Annotated in this window: 18 protein-coding genes and 1 pseudogene; 10 read left to right on the forward strand and 9 right to left on the reverse strand. The window is 63.7% G+C overall.

Features of this window, described 5'->3' with window-relative positions:
- Nucleotides 1-30: 30 nt before the first annotated feature.
- The 3 genes from A3ES_RS0139310 to A3ES_RS0139320 form a co-directional block, all read right to left on the reverse strand.
- On the reverse strand, nt 31-402 hold the full coding sequence (locus tag A3ES_RS0139310) for a hypothetical protein (RefSeq protein ID WP_020392332.1): 372 nt from the start codon (nt 400-402) through the stop codon (nt 31-33).
- Nucleotides 403-545: 143 nt separating this feature from the next.
- A complete protein-coding gene (locus A3ES_RS0139315; protein WP_020392333.1) occupies nt 546-1433 on the reverse strand; it encodes a phosphotransferase enzyme family protein in 888 nt (295 codons plus the stop codon).
- Nucleotides 1430-2749, reverse strand: a complete 1320-nt coding sequence (locus tag A3ES_RS0139320; protein ID WP_237745180.1) for an NsdA family TPR-like regulatory protein — start codon at nt 2747-2749, stop codon at nt 1430-1432. Before A3ES_RS0139320 ends, A3ES_RS0139315 begins: the two co-directional genes overlap by 4 nt.
- 397 nt (nt 2750-3146) lie before the next feature.
- On the opposite strand from A3ES_RS0139320, the gene A3ES_RS50035 reads away from it, so the two are divergent.
- The 4 genes from A3ES_RS50035 (at nt 3147) to A3ES_RS0139350 (ending at nt 5215) form a co-directional block, all read left to right on the forward strand.
- Nucleotides 3147-3479: a hypothetical protein gene (locus A3ES_RS50035; protein ID WP_020392337.1), complete on the forward strand. Its 333-nt coding sequence runs from the start codon at nt 3147-3149 to the stop codon at nt 3477-3479.
- Between the two features lie 146 nt (nt 3480-3625).
- On the forward strand, nt 3626-3886 hold the full coding sequence (locus tag A3ES_RS0139340) for a hypothetical protein (protein ID WP_020392338.1): 261 nt from the start codon (nt 3626-3628) through the stop codon (nt 3884-3886).
- A 223-nt stretch (nt 3887-4109) separates the two neighbouring features.
- Nucleotides 4110-4796 (forward strand): DNA/RNA non-specific endonuclease, encoded by a 687-nt coding sequence (locus tag A3ES_RS0139345; RefSeq protein ID WP_083933988.1) that lies wholly within the window; start codon nt 4110-4112, stop codon nt 4794-4796.
- Nucleotides 4797-4798: 2 nt separating this feature from the next.
- Nucleotides 4799-5215 carry an immunity protein YezG family protein gene (locus A3ES_RS0139350; RefSeq protein ID WP_040456638.1) on the forward strand — a complete coding sequence of 139 codons (417 nt, stop codon included), beginning with the start codon at nt 4799-4801 and terminating at the stop codon, nt 5213-5215.
- Between the two features lie 21 nt (nt 5216-5236).
- Here A3ES_RS0139350 and A3ES_RS0139355 read toward each other — a convergent pair whose 3' ends face one another.
- Nucleotides 5237-5902, reverse strand: a complete 666-nt coding sequence (locus tag A3ES_RS0139355; RefSeq protein WP_020392341.1) for a YdcF family protein — start codon at nt 5900-5902, stop codon at nt 5237-5239.
- Nucleotides 5895-6653, reverse strand: a complete 759-nt coding sequence (locus tag A3ES_RS51940; protein ID WP_020392342.1) for an alpha/beta fold hydrolase — start codon at nt 6651-6653, stop codon at nt 5895-5897. The genes A3ES_RS0139355 and A3ES_RS51940 overlap by 8 nt, the downstream gene beginning before the upstream one ends.
- A gap of 544 nt (nt 6654-7197) precedes the next feature.
- Between A3ES_RS51940 and A3ES_RS0139365 the strand changes: the two genes are divergently transcribed.
- The 4 genes from A3ES_RS0139365 (at nt 7198) to A3ES_RS0139380 (ending at nt 10828) form a co-directional block, all read left to right on the forward strand.
- Nucleotides 7198-7575, forward strand: coding sequence for a hypothetical protein (locus tag A3ES_RS0139365; RefSeq protein WP_020392343.1), 378 nt, complete (start codon nt 7198-7200; stop codon nt 7573-7575).
- A gap of 87 nt (nt 7576-7662) precedes the next feature.
- Nucleotides 7663-8637 (forward strand): aldo/keto reductase, encoded by a 975-nt coding sequence (locus A3ES_RS0139370; RefSeq protein WP_020392344.1) that lies wholly within the window; start codon nt 7663-7665, stop codon nt 8635-8637.
- A 111-nt stretch (nt 8638-8748) separates the two neighbouring features.
- The gene (locus A3ES_RS0139375; RefSeq protein ID WP_020392345.1) at nt 8749-9144 is read left to right on the forward strand and encodes a tetratricopeptide repeat protein; all 396 of its coding nucleotides are present in this window, start codon (nt 8749-8751) and stop codon (nt 9142-9144) included.
- A gap of 49 nt (nt 9145-9193) precedes the next feature.
- A complete protein-coding gene (locus A3ES_RS0139380; RefSeq protein ID WP_020392346.1) occupies nt 9194-10828 on the forward strand; it encodes a DUF1841 family protein in 1635 nt (544 codons plus the stop codon).
- A 22-nt stretch (nt 10829-10850) separates the two neighbouring features.
- Here A3ES_RS0139380 and A3ES_RS0139385 read toward each other — a convergent pair whose 3' ends face one another.
- The 3 genes from A3ES_RS0139385 to A3ES_RS0139395 form a co-directional block, all read right to left on the reverse strand.
- Complete coding sequence (locus tag A3ES_RS0139385; protein ID WP_020392347.1) at nt 10851-11573, reverse strand: helix-turn-helix domain-containing protein; 723 nt, start codon at nt 11571-11573, stop codon at nt 10851-10853.
- A gap of 105 nt (nt 11574-11678) precedes the next feature.
- Nucleotides 11679-13241, reverse strand: coding sequence for a plasmid pRiA4b ORF-3 family protein (locus A3ES_RS50045; RefSeq protein WP_020392348.1), 1563 nt, complete (start codon nt 13239-13241; stop codon nt 11679-11681).
- Between the two features lie 81 nt (nt 13242-13322).
- Nucleotides 13323-14255: a LysR family transcriptional regulator gene (locus A3ES_RS0139395; RefSeq protein WP_020392349.1), complete on the reverse strand. Its 933-nt coding sequence runs from the start codon at nt 14253-14255 to the stop codon at nt 13323-13325.
- A gap of 133 nt (nt 14256-14388) precedes the next feature.
- Here A3ES_RS0139395 and A3ES_RS0139400 point away from each other — a divergent pair, with 133 nt between their 5' ends.
- The gene (locus A3ES_RS0139400) at nt 14389-15273 is read left to right on the forward strand and encodes an SEC-C metal-binding domain-containing protein (protein ID WP_020392350.1); all 885 of its coding nucleotides are present in this window, start codon (nt 14389-14391) and stop codon (nt 15271-15273) included.
- Nucleotides 15274-15314: 41 nt separating this feature from the next.
- Nucleotides 15315-15722, forward strand: a complete 408-nt coding sequence (locus A3ES_RS0139405; protein WP_026163614.1) for a hypothetical protein — start codon at nt 15315-15317, stop codon at nt 15720-15722.
- A 237-nt stretch (nt 15723-15959) separates the two neighbouring features.
- On the opposite strand, the pseudogene A3ES_RS0139410 reads toward A3ES_RS0139405, so the two are convergent.
- Nucleotides 15960-16353, reverse strand: a pseudogene (locus tag A3ES_RS0139410) (IS1634 family transposase); the annotation flags it as partial.

A 16353-nucleotide genomic window follows, 5' to 3' on the forward strand; every position in this document is an offset into this window, starting at 1 on the left:
GCTGCCCGTCCGCAGACCAACGCAGAATCGTCAGCTACGGGGACTAAGTCCCTGCTCGATGTGTTCGAAGATGTCGGCGTCGGTTTGTTGTTGCCAGGTGGGGAGGTCGTCCCAGTCGGCGACGTAGGCCGGTTTGGGGTCTGGGAAGTATTTGTGGATCTGGGCTATCCAGCAGAGGGCTACGAAGCGGCCCTTCTGGGCTCGGGCGAGTTTGCTGGTGTTGCCGGCTGAGATGTCTACGAAGGCGCGGACCTGCTCGTAGACGGCCGTTGCGCTGGCACGTTCCCAGTCCGGAGTTTCTTCCCACGAGGTGATGTAACCGGGCTTCGGTTCGCCGGGGAAGTGTTTCTTGACACCGGCGATCCAGGCCTCGCGGAAGATCCGACCCTGTTCATACGGCAACGTAGCGCTCCTCGTGGTGGGGGTCGCCCCTGTCCGTCATAACGGGTCAACCCAGTTGGCAGCCGATGGTCGATGGGATGCCATGATCGACACCAGCGCCGTCGAACCCGGATGTTGCGTAGGTGCTCGGATGCGATCGCGACTCAGGTCAGCGGCTTCCAGTCTGGCCATGGCCGCGTTCCTCGCAACCCGCGCAGAGAGGCGACTCGTAGAGTGGCCTCTTCGCGGAACTTCTCGTTTTCACTCGCGCATTGAGCGGCGTAGCAGGTAACGCGCAGTTCGCGGACGTCCCGCAAAGCCTCGAAGCCGGGCCACGCCATGACGTCATGTCCATAGGCCTCGGCAAAGACGCCGTAATCCACGGCGGACATGGTCCCGAAGGTGCTGTGGCGGACGGCTGTACTCACCAGATCCCACTCCGGCGGTCCGACTGAGCATCGTTCCAAATCGAGGAGGATGACGTCGCCTCTGTCGGTCGCCACAACATTGCCAGCCCAGGCATCGCCGTGAATAACGCTCGTCGGCAAGCCGGACGGTAGCTCCGCGTAGGACTGTTGAAGGTCGTCCAGCCGCCGGCGTAACCAGGCTCGATCGTCGTCGCTCAGGGTTGAGGCGCCGTCGATGCGCTCCGACAACCGAACGAACGGTGCGAGGGGCGCTAGGTCGAAGTCGGTCGGCATCGGCGCGGCGTGCAACTGCTTCAGGGCGGCGGCTACTTCGGCAAAGCTGCCGTGACGGTGGTCGGGCAACTCCCACCAGAACGTCACCGGTAGTCCATCGAGAACCACGGGCTGTTGAATCTCCTCAAGCGCCTCAACGGCGTTGATCCCGACCGAAGCGAGCCAGCGCGACACCGCTACTTCCTTCTTCGCGGCGTCGACCTGTCCCAGTCGAGCGATCCGCACCACCACGTGATCGGGCAGCCGGTAGAGCGCGTTCTCCCCCTGGCGAATCAGCTCGGCGCCATCAGATGACAAACCTACCCGCGCGCAGGCCTCTTTCAGCATGGCCTCCAGCGTCACGAGCGTCACGAAGCCGCCAACACATTGCGGATGTCGTGGCGAAGGGAGGCGACTTCGTGCACTCCTTCGTGAGCGTCGGCGCGTCGAGCCAGATCACGGAGATCGTCGGCCGCTCGTCGAGAGCGCAGCGACCGGGCATCCTTGAGCGCCTGCTCACCAGCAACCGCGGCCTCCTGGGGGTCGCCGACTGTCATCGTCAGCGAGGCCAACTTGATTCCGCTCATCGCTCTTGACCGCACGTAGGTATCGGTGTGGCCGGCAACCGCGCTAGCCAACCTGGACGCTGCCTGGTCCTCCGCTTCGCCGTGCCTCACTGCCAAGTCCCATAGGGCGTGACCGGTATCGCCCAGATGCTGAGCTTGGTCGTAGTAGCGCATCCAGTCGGGGTCATTGACCGGATCGGCTTGGGCGAATTGCTCGTCAGCTAGCCCGACTGTGCGCAACGCCTCCTGCACCCGGCCGAGTTTGGCGAGGGCACGAGCTCGAGCGGCCAGCAACATCGCCCGTTCGGTGGCCGTCAGTCGATCGGCCCGGACGAGCGCCATTTCGGTCAGCGTCAAACCTTGGTCCGGATCACCACACCAGATCGATTGCCGGGCCATTGATGAGAGTGTCTTGGCGCGCAGGTTCCAGTCGCCAGCCTCGTCGGCGCAGGCCTGCGTGAAGCGGAACATGCGGCGGGCATCGTCGTGCGCGTAGGCATCGAACGCCATCATGGCGCAGACATGACCGAGGAAGCCGACTGAGGCGAACAGTTCTGGGCGGAGATTGTCAGGGCAGCGCACATCCAGCATCTCTGCCGAGTGGCGCAATTGAGCAATCACTGCTTCTCGCGCCAGGCCGCCACCGTAGTGGTTGTCCCAAGAGCCGAACACGCGAGCGGCCGTCCGTACGCCGTCAATGTCTGCCTGGGTAATGAAGTTCGGTACAGGAGTCGCCTCAGCAGGCGTCAGCAGCTCCAGCAGCGGCGCGGAGGAGACAGCAGCCGCACCAACGCCGATGACAGCGCGAATGAATTCTTTTCGGTCCACGTTCTCCACCGGAGGAGGCGAGTGACGACGCACCCGGAAGCCCAACTCGGGATCGGTACGCACGCCGGTGACAGCCCTCAACGCGGCTCGATAGTCAGCCTGAGGGCTTCGGATCAGTCCCCGTTCCAACTTGCCGATGTAATTGGCGTCAACGTCAGTCCGGCGGCCACGGTGCTGCCAGATCCACTCATTGACCAGCTCGGCCATGTCTTGGCGTGATGCAGGTTGCCCCGGGGCGTGATGCGACTCCACGCGCTCACGCGCGTGGCGAAGCTGATCGTTCGCCTCCGTCACTCCCCGATCGTGCCACAGGCTGTGACCGTCAACCACCTGACGGCGACTATTCCTCCCCAATTCATCCCGGCGGCATCCCCACCAACATCCCTCCCCGGGATCCCTCCCGGACGCCATGGTTATCGGCATGACAGCCAGTACATGGGTCCTCACGCTCATCGCCGCAGTGCTGTGCGCGTTCATGATCCGCGACATCGTCCGGGAAGTGCGTGGCGAATGACCACGATCGCGGAACCCACACACCCAACCGACCGCCGCTTCGCCAGCCTGCGGGTGACCAACCAGCCGGCGGTGGTGCCAGATGCTGAACTCTCGTGAAGGGACAGCGTCGGCGCTGGTGGGACCGATTTTGGGAGCGGTTGAACGCCAAGTTCCGGCAGTGGCGAGACGAGGAGCGTTGAGCGAAGTCGACTACACGCGCCCGCTCCTCCTCGGCTACGTCTTGAAGCATCTGCTGATGACGGATGGCGAGCTGATCGATATCAAGGTCCAACTGGAGCAGTTTGCGGCGCTTGAGGGGTTCTCAATGGGCACCATCTACGTTGAGGAGACCGCGACGACGCCGGCGGCGTTTGAAGCCCTCATCGCGGCAGTCAACCGCTACGAGGTGACCACCGTGGTCATTCCAAGCCGTCTGCATTTCGCTGCGCTCGCCGTGACGCACGACGTCAAAGGCACCTTTGAGCGTGCGACTGGTGCTCGGGTCGTCATCGCGACGCCCTCCCCCTGATCGTCCCTGTCTGAGCTCCCCGGCCCTGTATCCCCTGACGGCTCAGATGGGGACCCAAAAGCCGGCTGGCGCGGCGCGGAGACCAACGCCGCTCTGCGCCAGCCGCTCCAAAGACCGCGAATCATCATCTGATAGTGAGGTCCCTGATGTCTGAGATACAGCAGTTGAAGATCCAACTCCACCAGGTCTCAACTGACGCACGGCAGGCGGCCGGCGGCCTGGCTGGCTTCAAGACAAAATTCAGCCAGAGCAGCACTCACGTGCAGGCGCTCATCGCGGGTACAGCTACTAGAGCCGATCGAGACATCTCAGAGCTACTCGACGCGGCTGGCCAGGCTCTCGATCATGCCGTGCAGTCTCTGGAGATCGCCGCAAACGGCTGCCGTACATACGCCGAGCAGATCTAGGTGACGTGTGCCGTCGGATCTTGAGCGCGTCGCGCAGAGCCTCGTCGAGTCTCTCGACCAGGTCCCACAGGTCGTGGGGCATCTCCAGCGACTGGCTGCTCGTTGTCGCGAGCAAGCGTCATTCGTCGCTGATCTCTCTCGCGGAAATCCGGCGGCTAGAACAGCCGCGCTCCAGCTAGACGTTGCTTCCCGGTGTTGTGAAGAGGCTGCGCACCTCGCCGCGATGACGCCCGCGAAGGCCAGAGATTGGGCGATGGCAATGGTGAACGGCGTGGGACCTCACAGTTCGCCGGCCGACACGCCTGACCGGAACGGTCTACAACTCGATCTCTCTGATCTGAAGGGAAGACTGCGCCCTGCTGGCGAAGAGGCTCCGGTCAAACCAACGGCGACGTCAAAGCCTGCCCAGCCAGGAGCGATCATCGAACTGTCCACAACCGATCCGGACCACAAGAAGTCTTTGAACCAGCCTCCATCGAACTCGACCATTCGGGTCGACGAAAAGTTCACCTTCGAGACCGACGACCTAGGACGTGTCATCCGCGCCAGCGCGATCCTGGACGTCCTCGACCTCAACCATCCTCGCGACCTGACCGCGCAGCGCAAGCTGGCCGGCAAACTCCCCGGAGACCACGCGGGTCACATCTTCGCCCGCATCTTCAGGGGCCCCATCGGCAGCATGAACCTGATTCCGATGGAAGCCACCAAGGTCAACCTGGGGCAGTACGCAGTACTCGAGAAGAGGTGGCGCAAGGCAATCGAGAACGGCGAACAGGTGGAGGTATCTGTCGATCTCAGCTACGGCGAGCGCCGGCATCGCCCCGATATCATCGTCGTCTACCAGAAGATCGGCAGTGGCAAGCGCCTCAGACTCCGGATACGAAACGTACCCAAAGCAGAAGAGGAATGACGATGTCCCTCGACAGGAACACCGAGCTACTCACCGCCATCGGTCGGTCGATGGTCGCTTCTGCTCCCGCCCAGTGGGAAGAACTCACTCTTGTCGTGAGCGCTGTTCACTCCATGATGGAGTCTGGGTTGGAAGCCAAGGCAGGCGACGGAAGCGTAATCGATACGGAAACCATCGACGACGCTGGCGAAGAGGCGGTCGAAGAGCTCCGAGAGGTTATGTACCAGCCGGGTAAGGGAACCTGGTACGGCGCTAAGTTCACCGTTGACGCGGCAGGTAAGTTCGAGGCGGACTTCGACTACGACAATCCGCCGCTGGATGGCGACGCAACGGCAGAGATGCTTGCCGATGATCAACAGCGGTTCCCACGGTCTCCCGACCATCTCCCCGACTGGCACCCGGCCAAGGCCGAGGTCTGAACCCTGCCGGAGGCAAGGGAACTAGGTCATCAGTCGGCTGGTGTAGCCCGCATCGACTAGACGCTCGTATGCATCGCGTACGTTGTTCGGCAGGTCTTGCTCGAGAGCGAAGCCGAGAGCTGGGTACTCGATCACGCGTTGCAGGTCGCCGACCAGCATGTCGAGAACGAGCCTTGGGTTACCGATGCCGTCGATGTAGTCGGCGAGTTCGATCGGCTCTGATGCGCAGATGACCTCGACGTCTGGCCATACCTTCTGGCAGGTCGCAAAGGCTCTGCGCTCCATGTAGGGCTTGGAGATCAGCAGTACTGATCCGACAGACGCCATACTGTCCGCGAGGAGATCGCGCGTGAAGGCGAGGTTCTCACCGGTATTCGTCGCCCGAGGTTCGACGAGCACATCAGGAGCCGGTACGCCGAGCCCGATGGCGTGTTCGCGGTACTGGACCGCTTCACCCCGAGGAAACCGAGCCGCGGTCGTTCGGCTATTCGCACCGGTGAAGACAAGAGTCCGGAACAGCGCTCGATGGTAGAGCTGAGCTGCGAAGGTCGCGACGCCGAGATCGTGGCTGCCTAGGCCGATGCCTACATCGACAGGCCGAAACTGGTGATGCATCTGGTGGTAGTCCCAGATCAGTTGGGCGCATTTGATGTGCTCACCCGTCGGGTCCTGCTCGGCTTTAGCCACCTGCAGGGCGTTTGCGGGCTGCGTCGATCAGGTCGTCGATCGTTTCGGAGACGATGGTCGGGTCGTCCTTCTGGACGTAGTGACCGCCGCGGCGGGCGACCTTGTGGGTGGCACCGAGGTCGGCGGCAAGGGATTGGTGATGGCGTTGCCAGCGTTCGTCTAGGTCTGACCTGGTGAAGGGGCGCCAAGGCTCCGGGTTCACCTCGAGCCAGCGGTGGACTCGGCTTGCGATGACGACCGTCGGCACGTCGAGGTGGCGCCTGCTGCGGGTGACCTCGGCCGCGCTGGCACGTACGTCGAACGACATGTAGTCGTCGCGGTCGCCGTCGTCTGCGAATAGGCGAGGTTCTTCGATGTCGAGATTCAGGTTGATGTCGGTTGCATCAACCAGGACAAGGCCGACTAGACCTTGTGGTCGTTGCGCGGCGAAGGTCAGTGCGACGAGAGCTCCAAGGGAGTGGCCGACCAGTATCAACGGCCCCGCAATCTCGGTCGTCACGAGTAGTCGGTGTAGCTCATCCGCGGCCGCACCCACCGAGCGGGGTGATGTGTCGCTCGGCATCTCGCTGTCGGCGATTCCTGCGCGGGCGTAGGTCAGGATCGTCGTCGAAGACCGCAGAGCCGAGATGGCTGCCTCCCACGATTCACCGGCGTCGCCACTGCCTGAGCTGAAGACGACTGTCGGGGTCCCTTCGCCTGAAATCTCGGTTGCAAGCTTGTAGCCGCCGACATCGAACTTGGTGGTCGCCATGGGGATCAGCTTATGAGATCAGCGGGCTCGGCAGGCGGACACGCAGTACGGCGTACTGGGCATGAATCGTCGGCGACGTAGGCCAGCTCGGAAGTGTCGTGGCGTGACGTCCGTGCTCAAGGGGCGAGAAGTTCGGCCGCCTCTTCGAGTCGTTCGAACTCGATGCGTTTCGCTTCGAGGCCCTGGCGGCCTCCCGCCTGATGGCAGGTCGAGGGAGCTGAGCTGCTGCCCGCTGATCGATTGCCTGAGTACCGACGCTATCGAGGAATCGCACAGGGGAATGCCGTGCCGCTGGAGGACTACCGCCGGTCCGATTGAACGATCGGCAGAAGGATCTCGGGGAAGCCTCGCCTCGCCACCATCTGATCAGTGCGGATCCCGGCTACTGACGGTCCGCCCGTCGCCGAAATGTCGGTGCGGCTGGTTAACGTCGTCGCATGGAGTAGGCGGAGGCGAGGTGTTGGTGGGATGAACGACGAAGTACAGGGGCTGCTGGACAGGATCGCTCGGGCGCTCTTTCGGTCTGCTCCGGAGGGATTGGCGTGTGTTGACGCTGAGGGTCTCCTGCGCCGGTGGCATGACCTCGACCGGGTACATCGCGACTCGAACCAGTGGGACTCTCAACCGGAATGTTCGCCTCGTCGACGACGGTCATCTCGCTGCGCTGCTGCTTCGCCCAGCTATGCATCAACCGGGCAAGGGCAGTTGGTACAACGCGGTCATAAAACTCGACAAGTTCGCGCAGCTCCACGCCGTCTACGACTACGACAACCCGCCATTCGCCGGTGAGGTCGAATCCAGGTTCCTGATCGAGGATCAACGCCTGTATCCACGCGAGCCGGCCACGCTGCCCTTGTGGCATCCCTGCCGACCCGGTGGACCAACCGTGGTTCTGCTGAACGATGATGACGATTACTACTGACCCTCTGGGGACTCAGAAGACTGAGTGATCGAACTGAGTGGATTCTTCTGTTGGAAGTCTGAGCTGGGATGAGCGAGGTTGGGAGGTATGGACTTCACTCAGCTTGGGCGTACGGGACTGAACGTCAGTCGGATCGTGTTGGGGACTATGAACTTTGGGCCGCATACGAGTGTGGAGGACTCGCACAAGATCATGAGTGCGGCTCATGAAGCAGGGATCAACTTCTTTGATACGGCCAACGGGTATGGGCGGCCTATCTACCCGGGGCGGACGGAGGAGATCGTTGGTGAGTGGTTCGCGAAGGATCCTGCTAACAGGCACAAGACGGTGTTGGCTACCAAGGTCTATGGGGACATGGGCGACGGGTGGCCGAACGAGGGGAAGCTGTCGGCGCTGAACATTCGGCGGGCGCTCGATGCCAGTCTGAAGCGGTTGCAGACGGACTACATCGATCTGTATCAGTTCCACCACGTCGACCGGGCCACTCCGTGGGAGGAGATTTGGCAGGCGATGGAGGTCGCCGTACAGCAGGGGAAGATCCTGTACGACGGGAGCAGCAACTTTGCTGGGTGGCATATTGCTCAGGCGCAGGCCGAGGCTGCTAAGCGGAACTACGCCGGGCTCGTGAGTGAGCAGTCGATCTACAACCTCATCGTGCGGGATGTCGAGCGTGAGGTGTTGCCGGCGGCGCAGGAGTTTGGGCTTGGTGTGATTCCGTGGTCGCCGTTGCAGGGTGGGTTGTTGGGCGGCGTACTGCGGAAGGACGTCGAAGGGGTGCGCCGGCTTGAGGGGCGCGCCAAGGAGGCTGTGGAGAAGATGCGGCCGCAGATTGAGCAGTACGAGGCGTTTGCTGATGAGCTCGGGCATGCGCCTGGCGACATCGCGCTCGCGTGGCTGCTGCACCAGCCGGCGGTGACCGGGCCGATTGTTGGGCCGCGGACGATGGAGCAGCTCGAGTCCGCAGTACGGGCTGTTGATCTCAAGCTCGACGACAGGGCGCTCGCTAAGCTCGACGAGATCTTCCCGGGATACAAGACCGCACCCGAGGACTACGCCTGGTGAGTCACCGTACGTCGGGTGTGGCGCGAGGTGCACCACACCCGACGAAGCGGGTTGCGAAACGCCGGGGTCTGCCGTGCCGGTCCGGTCGGTTGGCTGGCTACTGTCGTTTGGGTGGCAATCTGGGGTGGACTGGAAGCTGACAAGCTGCGCGCTCGGATACGGATCCTGGAAGCGGAGCTCGACGAGTATCCCGACGAGCGGGGCGAGATTCTGCGCGATATCGCGGTCGCCAGGCGCAGGTTGGGTGAGATGGACCGTGCGGTCGACATCTGGCGATACCTGGTCGCCCAGGGTGGCGACGAGAGGGATTTCGCGCGGGTCGAGCTCGCGGAGTACTTGTTCGGCCAAGGCCAAGATGAGGATGCTCGGGCCGCGCTGGCTGCCGTGAAGGCGGCGGGGCGGAGGTCGGGCGCCGTGTGGACGCTGGTGGCCGAACTGCTCGAGGAGCGAGGCGAGCAGGCTGAGGCGCTGGCGTGGTACCGAGTTGCCGGCTCGCCAAATCACTGACTCGTAGCAGAAGTTGGCCATAACGGCGTCAACTTGCAAGAGTTGGACCATGCCGAAGAGCCGCGGTCGCAAGAAGACGAACAAGAAGCCGAGCAAGAACCAGTCACGGGGGCGGCTCCATGCGGTGCCGGACCAGGAAAGCGTGATGCGGCAGGTATTCGAGCAGTTCGGCCGGACGGCCGACGAGGCGGATCCAGTCGAGGCGGAACTGCTGGTCTCGATGTTTTGCGGCCATGGGTGGAAGGCGGGTGAGTTCGGTGAAAACGACCTCGAACCCCTGGGAGCCATGCTCGAGGAGGCACGCAGGAGGCCGGGTACGGCCGGTGCGGTCGCGCTGGCTCGCGCTACCGTGTTGATCGCTCCCACACCGGAGCTGACCGCGCAAGCGCTCGATACCGTCGACGACCTGGTCTTGCAGGGCGCACCGGAGCCGGCCTGGTCCGCGATGACTGATCAGCTGCGAGCCAAAGGCTGCTGGGTACTGCGGGATGCGTACGGCGACTCGGCCACTGTGCTCTGTGTCTTCGAGCGGGCCGGTCAAACACATGGGCTATCGGTCCTGGTGGACTTCAACCATCTCGGCGGCTGGGCGAAGGACATCTTCCTCGCCGAGGACGTCGAAGAGGTAGTCACCCTGATGCGCGAGATGGCGGCTGATGGCGGTGGAACCTTCGACGAGATCGGCCAGGTCGAGGCCCGGCGGCTCCTCGAGGATGCCTTTGCCGCCACTGATCAGACCTGGCAGCCAGAGGTCTCAGAAGACTTTACAGCGCTGCGGGCCCTGGCATTGGCCCGGCTGCGGGCGCTTCCCGAGTCGCCACCCGCAAAGCCGGCCGAGGTCGGCGACGCAGCACGCGAGCAGGTCATACGGGAGTTCGTCGCCTCACCAGAAGCAGCTGACCTTCCGTCCGGCGACGGCCTCGAGTATTGCGCACGGCTGATCGTGGACTATGGCGCCGATTACGACGGTGGGAAGGTGCTGCGGGTCAGCCCTGCCAAGATCGAGATCTTCCTACTGGGCTGGCTTCCGAAGAAGGCAGTCCTGGAGCCCGAGGACCGGGCATTGATGCCGCGGGTGATGCAGGCGTGGATCGGCTGGGCGGGATCCCGGCAGGGTCTGTCGCCAGCTGCGCTCGACGAAGTCCGCCAAGTCGCCCGAACGTGCGCCGAACAGTTCGACGGAACCTACGACGAGAAAGTGCCGGTCGGACGCGCGCTGCTGGCCGGCCTCCCCGAGGCCGACAGCATCGACGACCTGCAGGACGCGATCGAGCGGCGGATGTTCGCGATGCCGTACTTCGGTACCCGTATTGGTGACGAGGACTTCCCGCAACTGGATCCGAACGATCCGGACGAACGCGCCATCCTCATCCAAGGTGAACATCCCGAGTACCACGACGCACTCGCCGACCCCGGCTTCGAGGGTGAGATCGATGGTGTAAATCCGCGGCTGCACCTGGTGATGCACGAGATCGTCGCGAACCAACTTTGGGACAACGACCCGCCCGAGACGTGGCACACAGCGCGCAGACTTCGTGACCTCGGCCACGACAGGCACGACATCCTGCACGCCATCGGAGAGGTGGTCATGAGGCACGTACACGCCAGCTTGATGGGCCAAAAGGACTTCGACCGCGAGCGATACCGCGCCGAGCTCGATCAGCTTGGCCGCGAGCGGCCCTGAGGTGACGAGGTCGCTACGGCTCTCAGTCGATACTGACTTCGGTGAAGAAGCCGTAGTTGCCCGGTCCTACCGACCTGTCGAGGGTGCGCATCACGCGGGTGGGGTTGTCGTAGGGCCCTTGCTGGAAGTACGGCTTACCGCGCAGTCCGAATCGGATCTGGCTGGGCGGCTGCCATGCGCCGAGGTGAGGTTTGGCGAGATAGAAATCCGGATCAGGGTCGAAGCCCAGGCCTTGGGCATACTCGACAGCGCCGAGCACCACGTTCTGGGCGAGTTCGATCGGGGCTGGTAGCGGCTCCCTGTCGTACGCACTGAAGAAGTGGGCGAGATATCCGGTGAGATCGCGTCGGTCCATCATGTGTGGGGGAATCGCGTTCTTGACACCCTGGCAGTAGGTGTCCACCAGGTATCCGCAGACGCTGACCTCGTCGTCGCTGTGCTCGCGCACGACTGCAACGCTGGGAAGACCGGCGCCCATGGCCTGAGGAGGCAGATCGTCGTCGTCGATCCAGTCCGGCGGTCTGTTCTCGATGGACAGTCCGTTGCTCCACTGCCGGGTGATCCAGCAACCGACGAGTCGCTTCTCGACGGTGGTCATGGCGCGTTCCATCCGTGGACCCGCGCCGCTGTGTACCAGCTCTACGGCCTTGGATCGTGGGATGCCCAACGTGCGGGCGATCTGTTTGGGTGTGCTGCCGGCCGCTCGCAGGGCATGCACGTGCGACCTCAGTTCCTCGCTGTCCACAGCACCATCGTTCCCGCAGTACCGTGACTACGTCAAAACGCCGCCGCGTTAGCGGCAGGACGAGTCGGGTCTCAGAGGCTGCGACTGGTACGCCGGTACGTCGGCCTACGCCAGGCCGCGCCGGGCGCGAAGGGCGGCCCTGGCGAACGTGACGCCTTGCGATGTGGGTTTGCCGGACCTGCGGTGGATGCCTGGCTCATCGATGTAGGCACCGAGGCGATGCAGGACGGTACTGGTGTCCCAGGTCGCCTGGCTGGCCATCGATGGTGTCATTGGTGTTCCGTCCATGCCCATCCAGCCGATCGCCGCGAGGACGTCCGCAATCGTCCTGCTCGCATTGTCGGTGGATCGTGCGGCGAGAGTGGCCAGGAGGATGAGGCCGGCTTGGGTTTCGCAGGCGTCCCTGGACTTTGGTGGCATCTGTTCGGCGAGATGCCACCACAGTGCGAGCGGATCATTGCGGACGGCACTTCCGCGCTTGGTGAGTACGAGTGTTCCGCGGTGCTTGCGCAGCAAACCCATCGCCTGTGCTGATTCTCGCAGGTGCAATACAGGCATGGTTTGGATCTCGCGATTGCCCTTGCCGATCCATTCTTCGCCCAGTCCGAGGTCGGCCATCGCAGCTTCCACGTGGACGGGCGGCAAGTAGCCGGCCCCGGTCAACTTGATGCCGTCGTCCCCGACACGATCCAGCAGCCAGCTGTACGGCGAGACCATCCGGGTCGCGGTGTCGGCGTCGATGTCGATGTCGGCGTCCAGGTCCGCGTCTTCGATCAGCTTCTGGAACAGGTCTCTCTCGGCTTTGAAGCGAATCGCGTCCGTGAGCTCGCCGAGCGGCCCGGGGAGCCCGAGCGGTTCGAGGAGCTCCGGTCGGCGGTTTCTGGGATCTGCCAGGTTCTCGTTGATCCACTCCAGGTCGAACGGGGTGGGAGCGTAATCCCCGGGGTCGGCGTCCTCGCCGTACCGGTCGGCATATTCGTGGAACGCCTCCGCATGCTCAGGATGGCGTGTATCGAGTGCGGCGGAAATCAACTCATAGCCACCTACCCCGCCACAGTCCTCGCTCGGGCCAGGACGGCGGCCGTCGATGCAGACAGCTTTGGGAGCGGAATCGTCCCGAGGCTGCTCGGCCTCGAGCTTGATGACGTGCATCCAGTCGTCGCCGAAGTCGTACAGGTAGAAGAGTTTGTCTCCCGACTTCGCGAGGACCTCGTCGAGGCGTACATCCTGTTCCGGTATGCCGATCGCACCCTCGTCCACTTGGAACGGACAGAGGTAGTGCTCGGCGGAGCGGTGATAGTAGTCCTTGCCCGAGGCGAACTCGTGGAGGTGGCTGTCAGTCCAGCCGAACGCGGTCTGGAGAATTACGTGGACCTCATCCAGGAACAGGTCGGAGGCGAGCTCCAATCGCCGCCAAACCGGCGGGCTTGTCTCCGCGAGATCGACACGCACCTGGTAGGTGGTCACCTTCTTACGGCGGGCTCGCCGACTCGACGGTGGTGGCGTCCGGCCGAACGGATCCGACCCGGGCATCCCGAACGAACCCAGTTGTGCGCCAAGAAGCTGCGGAATCAGCTTGCCGAGTTCGTTCGCGTTCAGGCCGGGCCCGAGCTGCTTCAACAGTTCCTGCTCGGCCGAAGACAGATGCGGATTGGGTTTGCGCGCCATGCGAGCAAGGCTATCCAACGCCCGCCCTGAGCAAACTGCGCCACCGGCGGTACGGCGTACAGGCGGAGCCGTTGTTGCAGCTTAAGCGCGAGTCACGGCGTTCCGGTTGGGCTCAGGATGGACTTGACCGTTGGAGCCGGCGCTGGTGGGAAGTAGGCCAATCAGGGCGTCGGCGGCTAGGGAGGCTGCGGAGCCGGTCGGGATGGCTACTGAGACCTGCCACGGGTCTGCCGACTGTGGGGCTAGGGGGACGGTGACGTGGTCGCCTCGCTTGGCGGCAATGCGTTCGGGGACCAGGGCGACGCCCAGGTTGTGGCTGACGAGGGCCAGGAGGGTGTGGACGTCATTGACCTCGATGGTGACGGGGTGGGCAACGCCGGCCGTCGCGAAGGCCTGGTCGGAGATGGCTCGGGCGCCCCAGGTGGGATCGAAGTCCACGAAGGCCTCGCCTGCCAGGTCAGGGAGCGAGACTGAATTGGCCGCAGCCAGACGGTGTTCGGCGGAACAGACCATGACCATCGATTCCTTCGAAAGCGGACGGAGATCCAGGCCGTCGATGGGGTGGCCGGCTGTGGCTACGAAGGCGAGGTCGAGGCGGCCGGAGGCTAGTTCGTCGAGCATGGGGGTGGAGCCGCCCTGGCGTACCTCGATTTCGACGCCTGGGTAGGACGAGCGGAACTTGGCCAGGAGCGCCGGTACGTCGACTACGCCGAGGCACTGTTCCAGGCCGACCGACAGGTGGCCGCGGAGGAGGCCCTGTACTGCGGCGACCGCGTCCTTGGCTGCTTCGGCGGCGGCTAGGGTGCGGCGGCCTTCGCAGAGGAGGGCTCGGCCTGCCTCGGTTAGTTCGACGCTGCGGGTGTTGCGGACGAAGAGGGAGGCGTGGAGCTCGCGCTCTAGGGCGCGGATCGAGGCGGAGAGGCCGGACTGGGAGATCGACATCGCCTCCGCGGCGCGGGTGAAGTGCTTCTGTTCGGCGACGGCGACGAAGTGCTCGAGATGCCTCAGCTCCATGACTCAGAAGTATAGGTTATCGATTTCCCGGGATTCTTCGGTCTCAGATGTTACTGTGCGCGATCGAGGCGGGTTGTCCACAGCTTCAAAGAAGCCCACGGCCGAACGAGCCGAAGTCCATATTTTCTCTGGCATGAAGGACTCCACAGCGGACGAGCTCCGCGCCTGCCTGTCCGCCATGACTGTCGATCGATCGGAGGACCTGCTGGAGAGCGCCCAGGACTACGTCTACTGCGGACAGCCTGACCATGCTGTCGAGATCTGGGAGCAACTCATCGCTGAGGGTGGTGAGGACGCCGACCAGGCTCATCTCGACTATGCCGAGCATCTGTTCGATGAGCATGAGGATGATGAGGCCTATACAGAGCTGGGCGCCGTGCTGTCAGCTGGACACTTCAGCGCTCGGTGGCTGCGCGCAGTTGACATGGTGGAGGACCATAAGCCGGCAATGGCACTCTGCCTGTATCTGCTGGCGATCGAAACCATCACAGCCGAGGAGCTCCGAAACCCCGCACGAGCCCGCCGCTACCTTCAGCTGGTGGCCGCTCGCCGCAGGCTGAAATGGGAACTTGGCATCCCTCTCTCCGATGTCGATCTGCACAGCGGGATCGGCGACTCCGAAAGCCGAGTCAAGTGTTGGGAACTGCTCAGGCTCACAACGGAGGTCCAGGCGGTCGACGGGCAACTTCGCTTCTGGGATCGCGGAGCGCTAGCGGCGCTGAGCCAGACATGGGGACGTCATACATTCCCGGAGCGGCCCGACGCCTACTACCTCGAAATCAAGGCCGTACTTCAAGCCCGCGGCGGAGGGCGGGCGGGCGCGACCCGGATGAGCATGGCCGACTGGAAGCGGCTCGCAGGTCTCGCCCGCGACGCCAGGCATCTCGACGATCTCCCGGCCATCGTCAACCGGTACGACGGGGGCACGACGGTCGAATGGCCGCCGGGGCGTAATCAGGGGTGTTGGTGTGGATCTGGGATCAAGTACAAGAAGTGCTGTGGGTGGCCGCCTAGTTGATGATGCGGGGATTTCGGGTCTGCCGTCGGTAGGGTGTGGCTATGTCTGATGAGTACCGCGTTGAGGTTGAGTTGGATGACGCTAAGCATGGGTTGTCGTTCTGGGAGCGGTTGCGGGCTCTTGATGTGGATGACGACGCGCGGAAGCGGCTCGGGGGTCAGGTGACTGTTACGCGGGACGGGTCGCGGATGCTGATCTATGCGAACACCGAGGCGGATGCTCGTGAGGCTGAGAGGACTGTGCGGGAGGTCATCTCGGCGGATGAGCTGAGCGCTACCTACACGCTTACCCGGTGGAGTCACGCCCAGCAGGAGTGGGTCGATCCGAGCACTCCGGAGGACGAGGCCGGAGCGCCGGAGCCGAGCTATGAGGGTGTCGAGACGCCGGACCCGCGGTACGTCGTACTGCAGGCCTACAAGCCGGAGTTCCTGCGCGACCTCGGGCTCTAGCCAGCCCTGAGTTTCGGGCTCCAGGCAGCTTCGAGGGATCTGTTTGCCAGTTCGGGAAGGTCCGGCGGCCGGGCTTGCCGGCTTCTGGCGTCCCGATCGACAGGACATAGTGGTCGAATTCGGTTGTTGCGGCCGGCCGCTGAGCGTGGCCTGGCTAGCCCGAAGTTACGTCTGCTGTGACATGGCGAACCCCCTGCTGAGCAGGGGGTTCGTGGTTTGTGCGGGTGGGGGTTCTGTCTACTTCAGGGTCAGCGGGATGACGGTGTTGAGGAGTTCGAAGGCGCGGCGTTGGGTGTTGGTGGGGATGGCCAGGGTGGGTACGACGGGTCCGTCGGGGCCGTATTGGATGTCGTTGCGGGTCAGGGTGGCCAGGTGGTCGAGCAGTGCACGGAACGACCTGACGGGTTGGCCGGTGTGGTCTTTTCGGCGGGAGGCCTTGCGGGTCGCGGCGTCGGAGCGTTGTGCGGGGGCGACGGGGTCGGTGGGTGTGGGTCGATCTTCGTCGGTGAATGTCAGCGGGGCCAGGGATCGGCGCAGGTGCCAGGTCAGGTAGGCGGCGAGCATGACGATGAGCACGTGGGCGCGGACCCGGTCTTCGAGGCGGTGGTAGATCGGGCGCAGGTCGAGGTCG

This window comes from Kribbella catacumbae DSM 19601, from assembly GCF_000372465.1.
Lineage (GTDB): Bacteria > Actinomycetota > Actinomycetes > Propionibacteriales > Kribbellaceae > Kribbella > Kribbella catacumbae.